Source organism: Mycobacterium sp. (assembly GCF_052143115.1).
Taxonomy (GTDB): Bacteria; Actinomycetota; Actinomycetes; order Mycobacteriales; family Mycobacteriaceae; genus Mycobacterium.
Genome location: NZ_JBKQTQ010000035.1, coordinates 62,571 through 77,124, shown reverse-complemented (window position 1 = coordinate 77,124; position 14,554 = coordinate 62,571). Strand labels below are relative to the sequence as shown.

Below are 14,554 nucleotides of genomic sequence, written 5' to 3'. Positions count from 1 at the left end.
CGCACGGTGATGACGCGGCCTACGCGCACTTCAGGGATCGCTACCGCGACATGGCGAGAACCCTTGGCTTCGAAGGACATATCGCGTGGGCCGAGGCAATGACATGACGGCGGTGGGGTCGGCGTGCGTGCGTCATGGTCGGGGGTTGTCTGAGCGCAACGGCCGGAGCAAGCTCCTCAGAATGTCGGCGCGGTCAGCCCGGAAATCTCCACAATGGAGGCGGGTACCGAACTGCCAGTGCTTCGTAGCTGAAAAGCTGAATGAGCACGGTCAGCGTCTGGGCCAGGGGTTCTGGCATGACCCTGGCCCTGGTTGCCGTGAGGGTGCGTTCGGCGATTCTGGTCCCAGCTCAGCATCACGCCGTTACGGTGAGCGCGTGGCGGACGACTTGGCTGACGAGGTACAACGGCTAGCACAACAGCAGAAGGATGAGCTGGAACAGCAGGGGCTTACGGTCCCTACCGACGTCGACGAAGACGAAGCGATGCATTCGGTTCAACAGCAGATGGCCGACCTTGGCTTCGAATGCGACGCCGTCGAAGCCCGCCGCATCGTGCGGGAAGCCTGGGCCGAGCAGTAGCAAGTCAGGCCCGCGGGTCGCGGCCGGGCCTTGTCACGCATTCCCGTTACCGTCATCTGCATGGAAGCGCTTCTTGCCACCAGTCTTGGCTCACGGCAACCGGTTTGACGGGTTGTATACCCTACCTATACCCCCATGCCGATGAACCGCGTGCCGTCCAGCACGAAGCTGCCGGACAAGACCGAGCCCGGCTCGCCCGGCCCGGCGTCGGTGGCACGGTTGAAGCTCTCGATGCGCGAGTTCGGGAACACCGAGGTGTAGAACGTCGCCGCCTCCTCGAGGTTGTGGTCGAACCACAGCGAGGGCGTGATCGAGGGCATGAACTCCTCCTACTCGGTGGTGTTGGTTGCAAGGGTCTAACCGATAGATCCCGGCGGCAACCAAAACTCATCGCCGGGTGCGGGCAGGTGATTGCGGCAAACCTGCTGTAGGTAACGTCAGGCGGATATCTACCGAGAGGACGCCGATGACTACTGTGAGCAGCGCTCCGCAGACTGTCGAGTATTCGGGAGTCAATGGGCTCACCCTGGTCGCCGACGAGTGGAACCGCGGCACCGACGCGGCGGCCGATCGGCCGACGATCCTGATGCTGCACGGCGGCGGCCAGAATCGGTTTTCCTGGAAAAACACCAGTCAGGTGCTGGCCGACGAGGGATTCCACGTGGTTGCGCTCGACAGTCGCGGGCACGGTGACAGCGATCGGGCGCCCGACGCCGACTACGATGTCGAGACGTTGACCGCCGACGTCATGCAGGTGCTCGATGCGATCGGGCGGCCGGTGATCCTGATCGGGGCGAGCATGGGCGGCTTGACCGGTATCCTCGCCGCGGATCAGGCCGGTCTCGACCGGGTCACGCGGTTGGTGCTGGTCGACGTGGTGCCACGGTTCGAGAAGAACGGCAGCGCCCGCATCCGCGAATTCATGTTCAGCGGTCTGCATGGGTTCGGCTCGCTTGAAGAGGCCGCTGACGCCGTCGCCGCGTATCTGCCGCACCGGACCAAGCCGCGCAGCCCGGAGGGGTTGAAGAAGAACCTCCGGCTGCGTCACGGCCGCTGGTATTGGCATTGGGATCCGGCGTTCATGACCAAGCCCGGCGACGACCCGGAATTGCGCACCGAAAAATTCGAGCAAGCCGCGGCGGACTTGACGATCCCGGTGTTGTTGATCCGCGGCAAGCTGTCCGACGTGGTCAGCCCCGAAGGCGTGCGGCACTTCTTGGACACCGTGCCCAACGCCGAGTTCGTCGAACTGTCCGACGCCGGGCACACCGCGGCCGGCGACGACAACGACGCCTTCAGCAACGTCGTCGTGAGCTTCGTGACGCGTTCGGCCTAACCCGGCCGACATCTATTATTCCGCAGGCTTTTCCGCGTGTCCGCCGAACTGCTTACGCATCGCCGACAGCGCCTTGTCGGCAAAGTCAGCGAGGCGGCGTGAGGCAAAACGGGCATAGAGCGCCATAGTCAGAACCGGCGCGGGCACTCCCTCCTCAACCGCCGCAATCGCGGTCCACCGGCCCTCCCCGGAGTCGGAGACCCGCCCGGTGAATTCGGTCAGGTCGGGCGCTTCGCCCAACGCGATCGCGGTGAGGTCGAGCAGCCACGAGCCAATGACGCTGCCCCGCCGCCACACCTCGGCGACCTCCGGGATGTCGATCTTGTACTGATAGAACTCGGGGTGCTCCAGTGGTGCGGTTTCTGCGTCCCCCTGCTCTACGCGGGTGCCGGCGTCGGCATTGCGCAGGATGTTGAGCCCCTCGGCGAGGGAGGCCATCATCCCGTACTCGATCCCGTTGTGCACCATCTTCACGAAGTGCCCAGCCCCGGACGGCCCGCAGTGCAAATAGCCCTTCTCGGCTTGCCCGATCTCGCCGGTGCGGCCCGGCGTGCGCGCCGCCGCGTCGAAACCGGGCGCGATGGTGGCGAAGAGCGGCTCCGCGTGCTCGAATGCGTAGTCGTCGCCGCCGATCATCAAGCAGTAGCCGCGCTCGCGTCCCCACACTCCACCACTGGTGCCGCAGTCCAATAGGTGAATCCCCTTCTCGGCCAGCAGCTTTGAATGCTTTAGGTCGTCGCGGTAGTAAGAGTTGCCGCCGTCGATCACGATGTCGCCGGTTTCCAGCGTCTTGGCCAGCTCATCGATCACCCCGGTGGTGATGTCACCGGCCGGCACCATCACCCAGACCACGCGTGGCTTGGCGAGCTTCTCGGCCAACTCGGACAGCGACGACACTCCGGTGATGCTGTCTTCGCCGGCCATCGCCTTGACCGCGTCCGGATCGTGATCGTAGACAACGCATTCGTGCCCGTCTTTGACTACCCGGCGCACGATGTTGGCGCCCATTCGGCCCAGACCGATCATCCCTAGCTGCATGTTGTCCTGTTCTCCTTACTGTGATGCACGGTTGTTGCCGTCCAGCCACGGCTGTTGCCAACCGTGATGACCACGCAGCAGTGACTGCGCCTCGTCGGGCCCCCATGAGCCGGGTTCGTAGCGGTGGACCTTGCCCGGGGTGTCGAGCAGTGGCTGCATGATGCGCCAGGTCTCTTCGATGCCGTCTTCACGCGCAAACGGCTGGCGGTCGCCGGTCAATCCGGCGTGTAGCAGGCGCTCATAGGTTTCGATCGGTTCGCCCAAATCCTCGGCGAACTTGGAATCCAGGTGTACGTCCTGCCAGCCGTGCTGGCCCTGAGCGGTCAGCTGCAGGCGCAGCCCGGGGCCCGGCTCGATGCGCAACACAATCTGATTCGCCTCCGCCCGGGTCGATTTGGGCAGGAAAGCCAACCGCGGGGTGCGTCGAAGAAACAGCCGGACTTCGGTGACCTTTTCCGGCAGCGCCTTCCCGGCCCGCAGAAAGATCGGCACCCCGGCCCAGCGCCAGTTGTCGATCTCCAACCGCAGCGCCACAAAGGTCTCGGTCTGTGAATGATCCGAGATCCCGTCGATATCGGTATAGCCCGCGTACTGCCCTCGCACGTATCGGTCCGGGTCCGCCGCGGGCATCGCGCGGAACACCTCGGCCTTTTTGTCGTTGAGGTCGTCCGGGCTGGGCCCCACCGGGGGCTCCATCGCGACCAGGGCGAGCCCCTGCAGCAGGTGGTTTTGCACGACGTCGCGCAAGGTGCCGACCGCGTCGTAGAACCGGCCGCGATCCTGGACGCCGAAATCCTCGGCCATCGTGATCTGGACTTCAGAGATGCTGTTACGGTCCCATAGCTCGGCAAGCGCCAGGTTGCCGAAGCGCAAATATTCCAGTTCGACGATCGGTTGTTTGCCCAGGAAGTGATCCACCCGCAGGATCTGTTCCTCGTCGAGCACCGCGTGCAGCCGAGCGTTGAGTTCCTGCGCGGATGCCAGGTCGTGGCCGAATGGCTTCTCCAAGGCGACGCGCGATCCTTGCAGGAGATCGGCCTTGGCCAGGCGTTCGACGATTGACGCAAATAGCGAAGGCGGCATTTCTAGGTAGTACAGGCAGCGCTTCGAACCGATCCGCTCGGCCAGCGAGTCGTACAGCGCGTGGTCAGTGACGTCGCCGTGTAGGTAGGACAGGCGGTCGGCCAGCCGGTCGAACACCTTGTCGTCCATCTTTTCGCCGGTATCGGCGATCGCCTTGTGGGCTCGCTTGACCAGCTCTTCGAGGGTGATGTCATCGCTGGCCACGCCCAGGACCGGGCATGGCAGCAACTCCCGGCGCTCCAGGCGGTACAGGGCTCGGAAGGTCATCTTGCGGGCCAGGTCGCCGGTAATTCCGAAGATCACCAGCAGGTCTGAGTCGCGATCGCCGGATTCGGCCAATCAGGGACCTCCACGAAGATTCGACTAGTCAGCTCGGGTTCAACACTTGCAAAACACGCCTAACGCGACCCCGTCACGGCCAGTTCCAACCCTAAACACTACGGTTCGGACCGACAACCAGAAGGAGCACGCCGCGCAAGCGTGCTCGGTGTCAGGTAACCCGATTGCCGGGGCGGCCAAACCTCGACGGCTCGCTGATGCCTTCTTGATTGGCCAAACGTAATGTCGCAGTCGATCTTTCGCGGTCTGCACCCCCGCATGCGCGTAGATCTGGCACCGTCGCTAGGACAGACAACACTGATCGGGAAAGATGCGTGGCATGCATGACCCCCTGATGATCGCGGTCTACGCCCTGGCGGGCGTCGCGGTGATCGAGGCCGCCGCGCTGGCCTTTATGTGGGCGGCGCTGACCCGCAGTCGCCGGGAGGCCGCCGAACTTCAGCGGCGCGTCGACCCCCGGAGCTGGTTGCTGCCCGCCGGCCGGGAGGCGGTCAAGACCGTATGGCAGACGGCGAACCTGGTGCGCAAGGAGGGGTTCGGCGCCGCGGTGCGCAGCTCCATCGAAGATCTCGCCGACTGGGCCGCGGTGGAACGACCGGACCTGGCCCGGGTCACTGCGGACGGCAAGGTGGCGATTCTGTTCTCCGATATCGAGGAGTCCACCGCGCTCAATGAGCGAGTCGGCGACCGAGCCTGGGTCAAGTTGATCGATGAGCACGACAAGCTGGTACGCAAGCTGGTCAAAGAGCGCTCAGGGCATGTAGTGAAAAGCCAGGGCGACGGATTCATGATTGCGTTCGCTCGGGCCGAGCAGGCGGTGCGCTGCGGTATCGACCTCCAGCACGCGTTACACAGAGACGTACAACGCAAGCGGCACAACGATATTCGAGTTCGGATCGGAATCCACATGGGCCGATCGGTGCGCCGCGGCGACGACCTGTTCGGCCGTAACGTCGCCATGGCGGCACGAGTCGCCGGGCAGGCCGATGGCGGGGAGATCCTGGTCAGCGAAACCGTTCGTGACGCCCTCCGCGACTGCGATGACATCTCTTTCGACGACGGCCGCGAGGCCGAGCTGAAGGGCTTCGCCGGCACCCATCACCTCTACGCGGTCGCCGCCTAGGGCTGATTGCCCTACTCCTCCCCGGGCCGTTCCGGCCCGCATCGTCGTAGGGCTAGGGCTCATCGCCCGCCTCGGCCAGGCGCTCCTGTAGCCGGGCCCGGATCTCATCGGACGTGTAGGCCCGCCGCCGGCGCTGATCGCGTGCCACCAGCACTCCCCCGGCGGCAACGCCGACGATCCCGGCCAACCCGACCAACTTCCAAATGGTGCGCATGCGCAAAGGTTATTCGCGACTGCATCCTGCAATGACCGATATGTGCATAAGGTTCGGTGGTGGAAACACATACGGTGAATCTGACCCAGGCGCTGGAGGCAACCCGGACCGGCGACATCTGGCTGTTTCGTGGGCGCTCCGGACCCGACCGTGCGATCCAGACCTTGTCGAACAGCCCGGTCAACCACGTCGGCATGACGGTGGCGATCGAGGATCTGCCGCCGTTGATCTGGCATGCCGAACTCGGCGACAAGCTGACCGATGTGTGGACCGGCACCAACCACCGCGGTGTGCAACTCAACGACGCCGGACAGGTGGTCGAGCGCTGGATGCAACGCTACGGGCAGCGATGCTGGTTGCGTCAGCTGACCCCCGACGCGACCCGCAAGCAGGAGAACCGGCTGCTGCGCGTCATCGCCCGGATGGACGGCACCCCGTTTCCGAGCACCACCCGGCTCACCCTGCGGTGGCTGCGCGGTCAACTGCCGACCAGATACGACTTCGTGCGGGGAATCCCGTTCTTGGACAAATGGGTTCGCGAGTCAACCCGACGGCGCAGGGAAGAGCAGCGAAAGGGCGGCTTTGAGTCCGCATATTGCGCGGAGACGGTCGCGGTCACCTATGAAGAGATGGGGTTGATCGAAACCGAGAAGCGGTCCAACTGGTTTGACCCCGGCAGGTTTTGGAGCGGCGACCAACTTCCATTGGTGACGCCCTACCGCCTGGGCGGCGAAATCGCAGTCGTCGCAGAATAAATCAGTCGCCACCGCATAGGTTGTTTTGCGCCGCGCTCGCCATGTCCAGCAAGTTCTGGTACGACGCGTTCGGGTACGTCCAATGCTTGGCGACGTAGTCTGGCGAATGCCCGGCCTGCAATTCCCCGCACATCGCGTGGCCGCTGCCCAGCAGGTATTGCCCCGACGCCGCGCTCACCGCGTATCCATGCCGGCTCAACTCGTCCAGGTAGCCGGCCTCGTCGGCGTGGCCTATCCCGGCGCTGAACAGGACCGCGACCATGGCCCCTGCCGTACAACAGGCAATTTGCACTGCTTTCACCGGCAGGCCCCCATTGCGGGTCCACCCGCGTCTGCTCATTCATTTCCTCTCGATCGGGCAGATGCTACGGGCTAGCTGGGGAGTTGGCGGATCAAACTCCGAATGGGTGCTACTGGTGACCCTCAAGAAGGTGAGCGTAGGGGTCGCTGTCGGAGCCAACGGTCTCAGGCATCGGATAGTAGGTCTTGATGAGCAGATTCCCGTCGTCGTCCCAAGCGAACGTTTCGATGCTGTAGGCCATTTGAACGTTCGGCTCGGTGCCGAAGTGATTCTCACAGACCCAGGCCATCTCATTGCCGTTCACTTGCACGGTGATCATCTTGATCTTGAGGATGGACTGGAACATGTCGAACGCGTCGGAAGTCGCGGTGTCGAACCCGCGCTTCTCCTCAGTACCGACCGGATCGAACATCCGGACCTCGCCGGGGCAGATCGTGCGCCAGGACGCCACCCACTCGTCTTTCTTCCCGGCGTTCCACAGTTCGGCATGCTTCGCCGCATGCGCTAAGCGAGCCTGCCGGCTCGGCACACCACTCATGGCTCAATGAAACCACGGGACCGCTGGCAAACTCATTGACGACCGTCATTGACGGGTGGCAATGAGATTCTGTACTGTGTCCGCGTGCCTTCACGTGCGTCGACCGCGGAACCTGCCCCGCAGGTTGTCGGGGTGCGGGAGGCGCAGCGGCTTCAGACTCGGGCCCGTGTCTTCGACGCCGCGGTGGCCGAGTTCGGCCGGTCTGGACTGGCGGGTGCGGACGTCGCTGCGATCGCCGCGACGGCGGGGGTGGCGCGCGGCACGTTCTATTTCCACTTCCCGACCAAGGAGCACGTGCTGGTCGAGTTGGAGCGGGCCGAGGAGGCCAAAATCGTGGCCACGCTCCACACCCGATCCGCCGCGCCCGACGACCTGCTGTCGCTGCTGCGCCTGCTCGTTCGCCAAGTGCTCGCCGCCGAAGAGCGGTTGGGTCCCGTCGTGTTCAGAGACATGCTGGGCCTGCACTTCTCGGCGACCCGGCCGATCGAAGACGAGCTGGGCGAGCATCCGCTGGCCGGGTTCGTCATCGCCGCGATCGCCGAAGCGCAGGCTGCCGGAAGGGTGTCGGCGGATGCCGACCCGGGTGCGCTCGGGGTGATTTTCCTTACCGGGCTGTTCGCGTTGCTGGCCACCGGTGCGACCGCATCCCGCGAGCGCGCCGCGCTATTGGATCGATATGTGCTGACGATTGTTCAGGGAATGGAGGAGCGATGAACGCTCTAGGTATCGAGGGCTACCGCAACTACTTGGCGCGGCGAGACGGTGAGGCGGATTTGCTGCACCGCCGCCTGGCCAGCCGGGAAGAATTTTTCGACGGACTGGTGGCGGACCCGGTCCGCTCGAGTCGTCCCATCGATCGAGATGTGTTCGCGCGCAACCTGCGTCGCCGCCGACCCGAGCCAGGCCTCAGCCGCGAAATGCTGTATCTGTTGGCGACCGCGAAGTTGAACCAGGCCGAACGGTTCGGCGTCGGACTGGGAGAGACTTACGGACGCAATAGTGGTGACGACGCTCCGCCCGAGCGGGTGTATATCGAACTCGAAGAGCACTATCACACCCGCTTACTGGCATACGTGCTCGACATGTTCGATCTGCCGTTCCAAGTCGTCCCGCCACCGCTGGTGATGCGCCAGTTCGTGAAGATCAACGTCTTCATCCCGGAGCGCATCGCATTCGCATTCGTGGGCGCGGGCGAGATGGCGGGCTGCATCATGTTCGACGAATTGCGCCGTGTAGGGGTCGAGTTGTTCGCCGACGAGCCCGATGTGGCCGGGCGCATCGAGCAACTCTACAGCGAAATTCTCACCGACGAGGTGGGCCATGTCGGCTATTGTGCCGCGCGCTGCACTTCACCGGAGCGGGCCGTAATGCGTTGGCTTTACCCGCGTTTCGGTCGGCTGTTCGCTCGTCAGACCGCCGAGATCAGCCTGCTGATCGATCCGAAGATGCTGCACGCCCGCCTCGACGAACCTTTCGATGTCGATCAACTCACCGCCGGCCTACCGCACGAGGCGTTCCTCGCAGCACACCCCTGACGGCCGCCTGCCTCATGAGGCCTTGTATGGCGTGAGCGTCGGTGGCGTCCAGCTACCATCGAGAACCTCCGCACGAGGCCGGTAGAAGCGGATGAGGTAGTTCCAGCCCTCCGGTGTGGCGATCGCGTTCGGGGGGATGTCGCCGTCCACCGAGGCAACGAAACGCACGGTGATCGAGCCATCGTTGTTGGGATCGCCGGTGACACTGTTGACCGAGTAGAGGTCCTTCGCGTTCGGCTCGAAGAATCCCCTCGCGTTGTACACCGACACCGACCAGAACGCGTCGACCGGAACATCTTTGAACACCAACTCGTAGTCGCCGACCGGGACTTTCGGGTCGACGCCGATATACGTCGCCTCAGAGGTGGGCAGCCCACCCACCCGGCCGCGCACCCGATCAGATGACGCACAGGGTCCACATCGGCTCGCGCACCGAACATGCGGTCGAAGGTAGTGAGCCCTCGGGCAAGCGCGAGCAGCGCATCGCGGGTTGCGTCGAGGCTGTCGACGTCGTAGTCCGGCTTGACGAATACCTCAGATGAGCCGGCCTCTATCGCCAGGCGGTCCTGAACCGCTGCGACGGCCGCGACATCCGCAGGGTCGTTGGGGTCAACCAGGATTCGAACACCGACCAAGACGTAGCGGGATCCGTATTGATCGCTGGTAAGCGTATGTTCACCAGCTTCATGCAAGACGCTGTTCACAAAATGGTCTTCGTTGACGATCATCGCCGAGAGATACCGACCTCCCGCATCCGGCAACCTCAGGTGGGCCGGTTGCGCGAGATCAACGATCGCGAAGCTGTACAGCGTGTCCCGGTTGAGTCTGATGACCGTCTGTTCATCGATGCGGGCGGGTGTCCGGTTGTGCCGAAAACTCCCGACACCCCCCGCGACAGCCTGAATGTCGGCAAACATCCGGTGGGTCTCCGCAAGGACGAAGTTGTCGACATTAACCAGAACCGCCATTAGCTAACTCCTCGGGTCTTCGTCTTCAGTTAAACCCAGACGTTTAAACGTTGAACCGGAACCTCGCACTGGTCGTTTGCCGGGTTGGGCCAGGCGGGGTCAGACCGGGCAAAATTGCTCCGACCGGCGCAGACCCCGACCCGCCAATAACCGCCAACCGGCACAAACTGCGGACCGACTGCGGACCGCAGACACGCCTAGCTGCAGGAGGACGGGGCAACGGGTTCCGTCATCCTCGCGTCTGCCGCTCCACCAGCATTTCGAACACTGCGGTCGGCCAGGCTGTACCGGCCAGATCGGCGACAGTCCACGCGACCACAAAGGTGACGAAGTAGCAGAGGTTAGCGAAACCCGACGGCGATCATTGTGGCCCAAGCCGGTTTGCCTGCTGCTCGGAAAAGCCAAGCCCGACACCGCGACCACGCTCGTGAGTGGTTTGGGTACGCATTTGGGTACGGACTACGGTTGCTGAGTCAGTGGCTGACAAAGAGCGACGCGCTGCCCTACGCTCATGGCATGCGCGATCGCGAGACGATCGACTCCGAGCTGCGGCTGATGGCTGCTGTGCGCTGATCCATCCGCGCGCACGGAGGCGAGCCGTCGAGTCGTCACGTCGACGAATTGCTTGATGAGCGTCTATCGCACTGCGGCCAGCTCGGCGAAGACGCGGCAGTCGACACGAAGCGGCGGCGCGTACACCATTGCGCCGCATTCAGGCGGTGGGTCAGTTTGAAGACGCTGGCGATGGTTCGCCCATACTCTGGGCAGGTTGCCGTGGCGCAATCGGAACATTGTTTCGAGGTCGAGCTGAAGACCCTCCAATCGACCGCGCTTGACCCGCGAGCCTTTTCATGCCCTTCGCGGGAGGCTCAGAAGAACGGCGCCCTGGGCCAAAGGCTCGATCCGCGGCGCAGAAAGATCCCGTCCACCTGCAGCAACGCGCCCGTCGGGATGCGTGAGACCGGAAACACGTCGAACAGAGCAAAGCCCTGTTCGGCAAGCCATCTCATCACCTCCCCGATCAGCGGCGCGCCCTTGTTGTATTCCAGCAGCGACAACTCGATAACGATGGCCACGATGCCCGCAAGCGTCCGCACGCCACCGCGCAGCACATCGATTTCCGCGCCCTGCACATCGACCTTCAGCAGGTCGAATTCACGGCCGGGCATCTCGGCCAGCACGTCATCCAGTCGGCGCATGGGCAGCGAGATCGTGTCGCGCGGATAGCGGGTCTGCTCCTCATAGAGCGACGAGCCGGAGGAATTGATCGCGGCATTCACATGATGGAACGCGACATCCGCACGGTTTTCCGTGCCCAACAGCACGATGCGATAGTCCACATCCGGCAGCTGCGCGGCGATGGCCTTCAGCTGCACCTCCTTGCCGGGTTGGGCTTCGAGCATAAGGATCGGCGACTGCGCAAAGAAATGGCGCGCCGTTCGCGCGAAAGCCCCCTCGAACGCGCCGATGTCGAGAATGCCCTTGGGCCGAAAGCCCAAGGCTTGCAGCACATGCAACCCGAAGGGGATTTGCGTCAGCGCCAGGTTGCCGTGCAGCCATCCCACGGCCGACCGATAGGCGGCCAGCGCCTCGGTCGCCCGGCCCTGTGCGGACAGCGCGGCCGCCAGCAGTTGCAGCGCCTGAGGATCCGCCGGTTGCGCTTTCAGGATCTCGCCGGCGATGGCTTCGACCCGCGCCATGTCATTTGCGGCCAGCGCGGCGACAGCTTCATCCAGTGCTGTCACGGCACGGATGCATCTCTCGCGAAATGCGGCGAAGGGGCTTTCATGCGAAGCATCCTCCGCACTTTACGGCTGCTACCGCCGTGCCCTGTAGTTGGCCAGGTGCGACCTGCTTGGGATTCCTTGACCTCGAGTAGACGCGCCAGCGTCGGATCGTGACAGACCCGTCTGCTAGGACACGAGCGTTATTGGAGCGCATCGCAGTTCTACGGGCACGACTCGGTTTGGCTGGGGTATTGCTGCGCAGGCTCAGCGGCGCGGTTCACACACTAGCCGCGAACGCCGTTACCCTGAGCGTATCGAGCCGATTATCACCGCGTGGTCAACAATGTATAGCTGACCGAGTCCGTCACCACGGCAATCGGGAGACTCTGGGTAGGCAATCGACACATCCATCTCAACCCTACGCAAACAGATAGAAGCTTGGAGAAACGTCCTCTTTTTGCCAACCTAATTCCGGACGCTGCTCCCGAAGGGCATCAAAATATTCCTCATTATTAATACCAAGGAAGTGGGGCTGATATGCAACCAAGTATTGACTGCAAATATCGAGAAACCGCGGCAGAACTCGCTCTCTCGCCCCCAAAGGAAACTCGCTCAAGGACCAAGTCGCGACAAACCCTATGCGTAGCTTGCATGCTGCCAAAATATTAAATGTGCTGTTCAGCGCATCGTCCGAAACAAGGCAGAATCCGTGGTGATTTCGTTGTGAGATTTCCGCCTGCGGCACTTCATCAAATCCGGATGCTCCAAGATACAAGCGCTGGATCGCCACAACGTGGGGCAGATCGTAAATGATATGGAGTCCCTTGAACCCGGCGTTCTTTAATAGTCGACAGAACGAGCCGTAACCGCCACCGACCTCGAAAATTATATCGCAATCGACGAGGGAGTGGCCGGTAGCAGTCTCATATCGCAATAAGTGATATGCGTGCTGAACAAGGATGGGGCTGGTGCCGAAGTCAAGGGAAAAATCCTTGGGGCTTCCTACCTTGGTATCGCGAGTCAGAGGAAACCACCTTGTGCTCCAACAAGGGTTGATAAGTAGGGTGGTGTACCAGATTTGCGGAATCCACGCCTCTGGCACACTAAAATTGTTTAAGCTCGGCCAAAGTAAAAATTTGAATCTATCGTAGGTATGGGCGTCATGTTGGATTTGCCTGCACACTTCGGTCCAGAGTGGGGTCGCAAGCCCATCGGGGACAGCGGCGGCATCGATCTCCGACAGAAACGTCTGATATATCTGATCGTGGCTCTGAACAGTTGCCATCTCGTGTTCCTCAAGTTTCGGAAGATGCGGCCCTCGCGCGCGATGGCTCCGGCCTCGGTGCGGAATCGTTTGGTGCGGGTCTTGCCGTCGTCACCGACTTACCACCCGCGCCATCGTCCGGTCGCCAGCTTTGACGGCGTGCCGTCGTTGTTCTTCCACAGGTCGATCACACCGCCTGTGCCGGGTGTACGTGTGCTCGACACGGCGTAGAGCTTACGATCGACAGCTCGGGCATCAGCCCAGCCCGGTCAGCCAGGCACTCCACTGCTCGGCCCGCCGCGCCCAGCTGTTCTCGGCCACGGCATAGGCGACTTGGGCCTGCAGGCGCGCCTCGGTGCCAGCAGGATCGGCCTGCCGGGCCGCCAGCAGTTGGATGACGCGGTCGGCGAACCCCTCGGCATGGGCATGGGGATCGGCGAGCGGCGGCGCCAGGTCGATGAAGCCGGCGCCCGTCTCCGGCAACGCGCCAATATCGCTGGTGACAACAGTGCAACCCGCCGCCATCGCCTCCATCACGGCAATGCAGGAGGTCTCGTGGAAGGTGTTGGGGTAAGCCAGCATGGTGGCGTGGCGCAGCGCCTGGGCCAGCGCCGGCTGGGGGACCGAACCGTGATAGGCGACGCCTGGCGAGGTCCGCGCCATGTCGTAGAGCGGCTGGAACGGGTCCTGCAAGTCATTGTAGACGGCCATGCTGCTGTAGATCTCAAGGCGGGCATCGGGCACCGCGGCCCTGATGCGGGCGAACGCCGCCAGCAGGCGGTCCAGCCCGCGGAACGGCGTGCTGGTGTAGCACAGCGTCGGCGGACCCACCTTTGCCGGCAGGATAGGACCGCCGCCGAACAGGTCGGCGAAGGCCGGGCCGGCGGCGTTGCGCAGGATGCCGATGCGCGCCGGATCGAGCCCGAACGCCTGGCCGAAACAGGCGGCCTGCCAGTCGCTGACCAGGGCGAAACCGTCGACCAGTGCCCGGATCTGCGGCTGCGCCAGGTTCGCGACAGCAGGCTGGACGTGGGTATGGCCAGTCCACAGGATCTGGCGGGCGTCCGGCCGGCACAGCGCCTTGAGCTCGGCCAGCATGGCATTCAAAACGCCGCTCAGCTGCACGACGCAGTCGGCGTTACGGAGGACGCCATCCTCCATGCCGCGGATCGGTTGGCAGCGGACGCCGCGCACCAGCTTGGGCTCGGCGGCGCAGCTGGCAAGCGTGACCCGGTGGCCGAGCTTCGCCAGTTCAGGCGTCAGGTAGCAGACCGCCGACTGCGCGCCGCCCAGCGGCCGCTCGAATGGCGTATCCGGATCGTAGGCGACCCCGGGGGTGGCATCAATGAAGACGATGTCCATGCACCCGCACTTTAGGTGGTGGCGTCCGGCCCAGTGTTCCTAGGCACTCAGGTGTACCCGCCGCGATGGGGTGCCAATGGCGCGTGGCGGGCTCACCGCACGGGGTTCCACGAGGTCGGTCCTAGACGCGTTGCAAAACCTCAGTACGGCGGTCGACGTGGCATTCCTCCAGTTTCCTACCCGTCCAGTTCCTTACCCCGTCGTTACCGTGCGGGCAATGAACCTCGCTGCCAACTCCGTCACATTCGGCAGTGTCGAACTGGAACGCATACGACCCTCTCATCTCCAAGCGTGGGTAAAGGCCATGCAGGACAGGCCCTTAGAGCCCAGCACGATCCGGACCCGCTTCAACAACGTTCGGGCCGTCATACGTGCCGCTGTGGCGGACCGC

The 14,554-nt window shown here is 63.4% G+C and carries 14 protein-coding genes and 3 pseudogenes; 6 read left to right on the top strand and 11 right to left on the bottom strand.

Features of this window, described 5'->3' with window-relative positions; all coding sequences use genetic code 11:
- Positions 1-376 precede the first annotated feature (376 nt).
- Positions 377-580, top strand: coding sequence for a hypothetical protein (locus tag ACLQI9_RS03750; RefSeq protein ID WP_442391066.1), 204 nt, complete (start codon positions 377-379; stop codon positions 578-580).
- Positions 581-714: 134 nt separating this feature from the next.
- On the opposite strand, the pseudogene ACLQI9_RS03745 reads toward ACLQI9_RS03750, so the two are convergent.
- Positions 715-900: pseudogene (locus ACLQI9_RS03745) on the bottom strand (VOC family protein); the annotation flags it as partial.
- Positions 901-1,046: 146 nt separating this feature from the next.
- On the opposite strand from ACLQI9_RS03745, the gene ACLQI9_RS03740 reads away from it, so the two are divergent.
- Complete coding sequence (locus ACLQI9_RS03740) at positions 1,047-1,916, top strand: alpha/beta fold hydrolase (protein WP_442391064.1); 870 nt, start codon at positions 1,047-1,049, stop codon at positions 1,914-1,916.
- A gap of 15 nt (positions 1,917-1,931) precedes the next feature.
- Here ACLQI9_RS03740 and gnd read toward each other — a convergent pair whose 3' ends face one another.
- Positions 1,932-2,954, bottom strand: a complete 1,023-nt coding sequence (gene gnd / locus ACLQI9_RS03735; protein ID WP_442391062.1) for a phosphogluconate dehydrogenase (NAD(+)-dependent, decarboxylating) — start codon at positions 2,952-2,954, stop codon at positions 1,932-1,934.
- Between the two features lie 15 nt (positions 2,955-2,969).
- Entirely contained in the window at positions 2,970-4,376 is a 1,407-nt protein-coding gene (locus ACLQI9_RS03730; RefSeq protein ID WP_442391060.1) for a glucose-6-phosphate dehydrogenase, read from the bottom strand.
- A gap of 310 nt (positions 4,377-4,686) precedes the next feature.
- On the opposite strand from ACLQI9_RS03730, the gene ACLQI9_RS03725 reads away from it, so the two are divergent.
- On the top strand, positions 4,687-5,499 hold the full coding sequence (locus ACLQI9_RS03725; RefSeq protein ID WP_442382174.1) for an adenylate/guanylate cyclase domain-containing protein: 813 nt from the start codon (positions 4,687-4,689) through the stop codon (positions 5,497-5,499).
- Positions 5,500-5,551: 52 nt separating this feature from the next.
- Here the strand turns inward: ACLQI9_RS03725 and ACLQI9_RS03720 are convergent, their stop codons facing one another.
- Positions 5,552-5,713 (bottom strand): hypothetical protein, encoded by a 162-nt coding sequence (locus tag ACLQI9_RS03720; RefSeq protein WP_442382175.1) that lies wholly within the window; start codon positions 5,711-5,713, stop codon positions 5,552-5,554.
- Positions 5,714-5,772: 59 nt separating this feature from the next.
- Here ACLQI9_RS03720 and ACLQI9_RS03715 point away from each other — a divergent pair, with 59 nt between their 5' ends.
- Positions 5,773-6,468 (top strand): guanylate cyclase, encoded by a 696-nt coding sequence (locus ACLQI9_RS03715; RefSeq protein WP_442382176.1) that lies wholly within the window; start codon positions 5,773-5,775, stop codon positions 6,466-6,468.
- Position 6,469: 1 nt separating this feature from the next.
- On the opposite strand, the gene ACLQI9_RS03710 is transcribed toward ACLQI9_RS03715, so the two are convergent.
- Both ACLQI9_RS03710 and ACLQI9_RS03705 read right to left on the bottom strand, forming a co-directional pair.
- Positions 6,470-6,730, bottom strand: coding sequence for a DUF732 domain-containing protein (locus ACLQI9_RS03710; RefSeq protein ID WP_442391058.1), 261 nt, complete (start codon positions 6,728-6,730; stop codon positions 6,470-6,472).
- Between the two features lie 148 nt (positions 6,731-6,878).
- Entirely contained in the window at positions 6,879-7,307 is a 429-nt protein-coding gene (locus ACLQI9_RS03705) for a hypothetical protein (protein WP_442382178.1), read from the bottom strand.
- A gap of 84 nt (positions 7,308-7,391) precedes the next feature.
- Here ACLQI9_RS03705 and ACLQI9_RS03700 point away from each other — a divergent pair, with 84 nt between their 5' ends.
- Together ACLQI9_RS03700 and ACLQI9_RS03695 are read left to right on the top strand one after the other, a co-directional pair.
- The gene (locus tag ACLQI9_RS03700; protein ID WP_442382179.1) at positions 7,392-8,021 is read left to right on the top strand and encodes a TetR family transcriptional regulator; all 630 of its coding nucleotides are present in this window, start codon (positions 7,392-7,394) and stop codon (positions 8,019-8,021) included.
- Positions 8,018-8,842, top strand: coding sequence for a hypothetical protein (locus ACLQI9_RS03695; protein ID WP_442382180.1), 825 nt, complete (start codon positions 8,018-8,020; stop codon positions 8,840-8,842). Before ACLQI9_RS03700 ends, ACLQI9_RS03695 begins: the two co-directional genes overlap by 4 nt.
- Before the next feature lie 12 nt (positions 8,843-8,854).
- On the opposite strand, the pseudogene ACLQI9_RS03690 reads toward ACLQI9_RS03695, so the two are convergent.
- The 5 genes and pseudogenes from ACLQI9_RS03690 to ACLQI9_RS03670 all read right to left on the bottom strand — a co-directional run bounded on the left by ACLQI9_RS03690 (position 8,855) and on the right by ACLQI9_RS03670 (position 14,163).
- A pseudogene (locus ACLQI9_RS03690) lies at positions 8,855-9,810 on the bottom strand (DUF1214 domain-containing protein).
- 869 nt (positions 9,811-10,679) lie between these two features.
- On the bottom strand, positions 10,680-11,375 hold the full coding sequence (locus ACLQI9_RS03685) for an FkbM family methyltransferase (protein WP_442382222.1): 696 nt from the start codon (positions 11,373-11,375) through the stop codon (positions 10,680-10,682).
- Positions 11,361-11,582: pseudogene (locus ACLQI9_RS03680) on the bottom strand (BTAD domain-containing putative transcriptional regulator); the annotation flags it as partial. The pseudogene ACLQI9_RS03680 and the gene ACLQI9_RS03685, both read right to left, overlap by 15 nt.
- 373 nt (positions 11,583-11,955) lie before the next feature.
- Positions 11,956-12,822 carry a hypothetical protein gene (locus tag ACLQI9_RS03675; protein WP_442382181.1) on the bottom strand — a complete coding sequence of 289 codons (867 nt, stop codon included), beginning with the start codon at positions 12,820-12,822 and terminating at the stop codon, positions 11,956-11,958.
- A gap of 234 nt (positions 12,823-13,056) precedes the next feature.
- Positions 13,057-14,163, bottom strand: coding sequence for a glycosyltransferase family 4 protein (locus ACLQI9_RS03670; protein ID WP_442382182.1), 1,107 nt, complete (start codon positions 14,161-14,163; stop codon positions 13,057-13,059).
- Positions 14,164-14,554 lie beyond the last annotated feature (391 nt).

Excerpts from the sequence above, each read along its gene's own strand:
- ACLQI9_RS03725 (WP_442382174.1), top strand. The coding sequence starts at position 4,687 with ATGCGTGGCATGCATGACCCCCTGATGATCGCGGTCTACGCCCTGGCG.
- ACLQI9_RS03705 (WP_442382178.1), bottom strand. The coding sequence starts at position 7,307 with ATGAGTGGTGTGCCGAGCCGGCAGGCTCGCTTAGCGCATGCGGCGAAG.
- ACLQI9_RS03695 (WP_442382180.1), top strand. The coding sequence starts at position 8,018 with ATGAACGCTCTAGGTATCGAGGGCTACCGCAACTACTTGGCGCGGCGA.
- ACLQI9_RS03720 (WP_442382175.1), bottom strand. The coding sequence starts at position 5,713 with ATGCGCACCATTTGGAAGTTGGTCGGGTTGGCCGGGATCGTCGGCGTT.
- ACLQI9_RS03740 (WP_442391064.1), top strand. The coding sequence starts at position 1,047 with ATGACTACTGTGAGCAGCGCTCCGCAGACTGTCGAGTATTCGGGAGTC.
- ACLQI9_RS03675 (WP_442382181.1), bottom strand. The coding sequence starts at position 12,822 with ATGGCAACTGTTCAGAGCCACGATCAGATATATCAGACGTTTCTGTCG.
- ACLQI9_RS03670 (WP_442382182.1), bottom strand. The coding sequence starts at position 14,163 with ATGGACATCGTCTTCATTGATGCCACCCCCGGGGTCGCCTACGATCCG.
- ACLQI9_RS03710 (WP_442391058.1), bottom strand. The coding sequence starts at position 6,730 with ATGGTCGCGGTCCTGTTCAGCGCCGGGATAGGCCACGCCGACGAGGCC.
- gnd (WP_442391062.1), bottom strand. The coding sequence starts at position 2,954 with ATGCAGCTAGGGATGATCGGTCTGGGCCGAATGGGCGCCAACATCGTG.